The 3452-nt window shown below is 40.8% G+C and carries 5 protein-coding genes and 1 pseudogene; 4 read left to right on the top strand and 2 right to left on the bottom strand.

Annotation, left to right across the window (positions count from 1 at the left end; genetic code table 11):
* Positions 1-139 precede the first annotated feature (139 nt).
* From CBG25_RS21210 to trpR, 3 genes are all read left to right on the top strand, one after another.
* Positions 140-688, top strand: coding sequence for a hypothetical protein (locus CBG25_RS21210; protein WP_366212654.1), 549 nt, complete (start codon positions 140-142; stop codon positions 686-688).
* The gene (gene sltY / locus CBG25_RS01505; protein WP_366212653.1) at positions 655-1848 is read left to right on the top strand and encodes a murein transglycosylase; all 1194 of its coding nucleotides are present in this window, start codon (positions 655-657) and stop codon (positions 1846-1848) included. Before CBG25_RS21210 ends, sltY begins: the two co-directional genes overlap by 34 nt.
* 70 nt (positions 1849-1918) lie before the next feature.
* Complete coding sequence (trpR, locus tag CBG25_RS01500; protein WP_180817495.1) at positions 1919-2242, top strand: trp operon repressor; 324 nt, start codon at positions 1919-1921, stop codon at positions 2240-2242.
* Between the two features lie 71 nt (positions 2243-2313).
* On the opposite strand, the gene yjjX is transcribed toward trpR, so the two are convergent.
* Positions 2314-2853 carry an inosine/xanthosine triphosphatase gene (yjjX, locus tag CBG25_RS01495; protein ID WP_290604018.1) on the bottom strand — a complete coding sequence of 180 codons (540 nt, stop codon included), beginning with the start codon at positions 2851-2853 and terminating at the stop codon, positions 2314-2316.
* A 51-nt stretch (positions 2854-2904) separates the two neighbouring features.
* On the opposite strand from yjjX, the pseudogene CBG25_RS01490 reads away from it, so the two are divergent.
* Positions 2905-3162 (top strand): annotated as a pseudogene (locus tag CBG25_RS01490) (histidine phosphatase family protein); the annotation flags it as partial.
* Positions 3163-3201: 39 nt separating this feature from the next.
* Here CBG25_RS01490 and CBG25_RS01485 read toward each other — a convergent pair.
* Positions 3202-3452 (bottom strand): IS30 family transposase (locus CBG25_RS01485; RefSeq protein ID WP_290603962.1); only part of this gene is annotated, 251 nt, incomplete at its 5' end.

Here is a 3452-nt window from a genome sequence, read left to right as displayed (position 1 = left end):
TACAGGTTTCGATCTTGACCAGCGGGTCACCCAACTTGTCGATCGTCTGTTGGTGATACTGGTTTGCAAAGAGGTCATTCTTAATGGCGCTGCGTTTCTTCATGGTGGTTAGCTCAGTAGACCAGCTTCCGATAACTTTATCAGCAAAATCAAACTCGGCTTAGGTTTTTCGAGGTGCCCTTTTATCAAACAATATCCCCATTTTCCCCTCAATCAAAAGTTATCTACCCTTTTTGTCAATCAGCTTGCCCAGCGTAAAGAATGGCATAACCTGCTAGCTTTTAGCCCTTCACCGCCGAGGCCGATTATTGCTCGTTATAATTATTACTATGCCAAATGGCAAACAGGTAATAAGCAAGCGGCGTGGCAGGGAGCGAAACAGATTTGGTTACACGGCTATCCACTACCCCAAGCGTGCGAACAGCTTTTTGCCCGTTGGCAACAAGCTGGACAATTAACCACTGAATTGATTTTGCAACGTATTTTTTTAGCTATTAAAAGTAATGATGCTGCTCTGGTTACCAGCTTAGTCAATAGGTTACCAACTAAAGATCAAATTATCGGCCAGCGCTTGGCCAAATTACAGCAAGATCCCTCTTTAGTGGTGAAATTTGCCAGCCTGGTCAAGCCATCGGCGTTTAATCGACAAGTGATATTGTTATTAACCGCTTTGCCAGCCAGTCAGTAGAGAAGGCTAAGGCTGCGATACCGATTATTATCCAAGCACAGAAAATGAGCCATTTACAACAACAGCAATTGAAGGATGATATTGCCTGGCAATTATTCGGAGAGGTGACGCTACAACAAGCTAAGTGGCGTGATACTGTTATTCAACACTCATCTTCAATTTCTTTACGTGAACGAAGGGTGCGTTTAGCACTGGCAAGCAATGATATGGTTTCGCTTGCGCAATGGTTAAAGCGATTACCTAAAGAAAGCCGAAATAAGGAAGAGTGGCAATATTGGCAGGCTATTACCCTAATCGCTCAAGGTAAGCCTAAACATGGTAAAAAGATATTATTCAACTTGGTGAAAAAGCGCGGATTTTATCCTATGGTTGCGGCACAAAAATTGAACATTCCGTATCCTATTAATATTGCGGTTGCCGCTAAACCTGAAAATGATATCGATTTATTGCCTAAAGTACAGCGAATTGGTGAATTGTTGTTTTGGAAAAAGGAAAATTTAGCCCGTACTGAATGGATTAATCTGCTTATCAGACAGAAAAAAATCCGCCAACAGCAACTAGCACGCTATGCATTTGAACATCGGTGGGCTGATTTGAGTGTACAGGCGACAATTATTGCCAAACTATGGGATCATTTAACAGAGCGTTTTCCTATTGCCTGGGAACACGAATTTGAACGGCACACAAAAGATAAAAAAATTGATAAAAGTTTTGCCATGGCGATTGCCAGACAAGAAAGTGGTTGGAATCCACAAGTGCGTTCTGCTGCGGGTGCGATTGGTTTGATGCAATTAATGCCACAGACAGCACAACAAGTCGCAAAATCGAATGGCATTGCAGATTATACCGATAGTAGTAAGTTAATTGATTCAGAAAAAAATATTGAGCTTGGTACCGCATATTTGGAGACAGTTTTTCAGCAATTTGGATTTAATCGGGTATTAGCTTGTGCTGCTTATAATGCTGGACCTGCCAGAGTGGCGCGTTGGTTAGCAATCAGTAACGGAAAATTAGATGTTATCTCTTTTATTGAAAGTATCCCATTTTCTGAAATGCGACGTTATGTTAAAAATGTACTTGTCTACAATCTTTTTTATCAATATTTTCTCGGTAAATCAGTTAAAATATTAACAAAAAGCGAATGGATGATGAACTATTAGTGCTCTTTGTGTTCATCACCGAGCTGTTTATGTTATGCTATTGTACTAGTTAAATAGTATGGCGGTATATATTATGGAAAACTATCTTATTGATCCAGCCCTTCAACCTGAAGAAAATAGTGATTGGCAACGCTTTGTCGAATTATTGCGTAGTGCTTTCCAACAAGAGTTACAGCAACCCATTTTACAATTATTTTTAACCCCAGATGAACGTGTGGCATTGGGGACTAGAGTTCGGATTATTCAGGCATTAATGGACGGTGAAATGAGTCAGCGAGAGCTTAAAAGTGAGTTAGGTGTCGGAATTGCCACCATCACACGGGGTTCTAATAGTCTGAAGAGTGCGACTAAAGAGGTGAAAGTTTGGTTGGAACAGCAGTTACTCAAGCCATAAACATCTTTTATTAAATTGTAAAATGTACACCTTTAGTCACTCTTTATACGATTTGGTTACGCTGACATGAGCTAGCTGTCATGTAGCACATTAAGTTCTTTATAAATTTCATGTTGGATAGGTGCTAATGCTAAAATAAGCGCTTGTTGGTAGACACTGGTACGGCTGAGTAAACCATTAGTAAAAAAACCAATTGCCCCTTCGTTGTGTTTAATATTAGCCATACCAGTGATATTCGCCATCACATCGCCTAACTCGCGGCCTTGTTGAATACTAAACAAAATTTGCTCCGGTAACATAATACTGGCAGAACGCGATTCACCGCGAATTTGTTTATGTTCAATGGTTATCCAGGCAAAAGTCATTTCATCTTCAATCCCAGCTTCAATACCTACCCAAAAATCGGCTTCAGGCCGAACTTGACGTGAAGCCATAACACGCTGGCGTGCACCTGTGCGGGTTTCCGTATTACCAATTGGTTGTTGGGCTACATTACTACTAACATTGATACTTTCTATTTGATAATTGCCAGCACCAAAAACAGCTTCAAATGCTAAATGAATAGCGTTTTTTTTGGCCGGATTTGCGGTTGCTGCGATTACTTTATACATTAATTAGTATCCTTTAAAATATTATTTTGTGAAGTATAACGGAAAATTATTATGTTACAGGTCTATCTTGTTCGCCACGGAGAAACTGAATGGAACGTGGCTCACTGTATTCAGGGACAATCTGACAGCCCACTCACTGAAGTTGGCATTAGACAAGCTAAATTGATTGCTGAAAGAGTGAAATCAATTGGCATCACTCACATTATATCCAGCGACTTAGGGCGCACGCAGAAAACGGCAGAAATTATCGCTCAAGCGTGCCATTGTAACATTATTCTTGAGCCACGGTTAAGAGAATTGAACATGGGGAGGCCCATTCCCAGTCGAAACGCAACAACCCATAAAACGTTATGCAGCCATTAGATGAGCTAAAAATACTTCATTTGGAGAAAAATAGCTCAACGATTTTCGTCCCCGAGTATTAAGTATGTGCTCAAGTTCTGCAATCTCGTTGTCCGTGACTGAGTTGAAGTCCGTTCCTTTTGGGTAAAAACGGCGGATAAGTCCGTTACTGTGTTCATTTAAACCACGCTCCCATGAGTGATAAGGCCTGGCAAAGAAGACATTAGCACCGGTGATCTCAGTTATCTGTTTATGCA

The sequence above is a fragment of the Arsenophonus sp. ENCA genome, from assembly GCF_002287155.1.
Classification (GTDB): domain Bacteria; phylum Pseudomonadota; class Gammaproteobacteria; order Enterobacterales; family Enterobacteriaceae; genus Arsenophonus; species Arsenophonus nilaparvatae.
Note: the sequence above shows the minus strand (reverse complement) of the source record. Positions and strands in the feature narration are given on the sequence as shown.

What these genes read in the sequence shown, in the direction of transcription:
- yjjX (WP_290604018.1), bottom strand. Translation starts at nt 2,853, where the DNA reads ATGTATAAAGTAATCGCAGCAACCGCAAATCCGGCCAAAAAAAACGCT.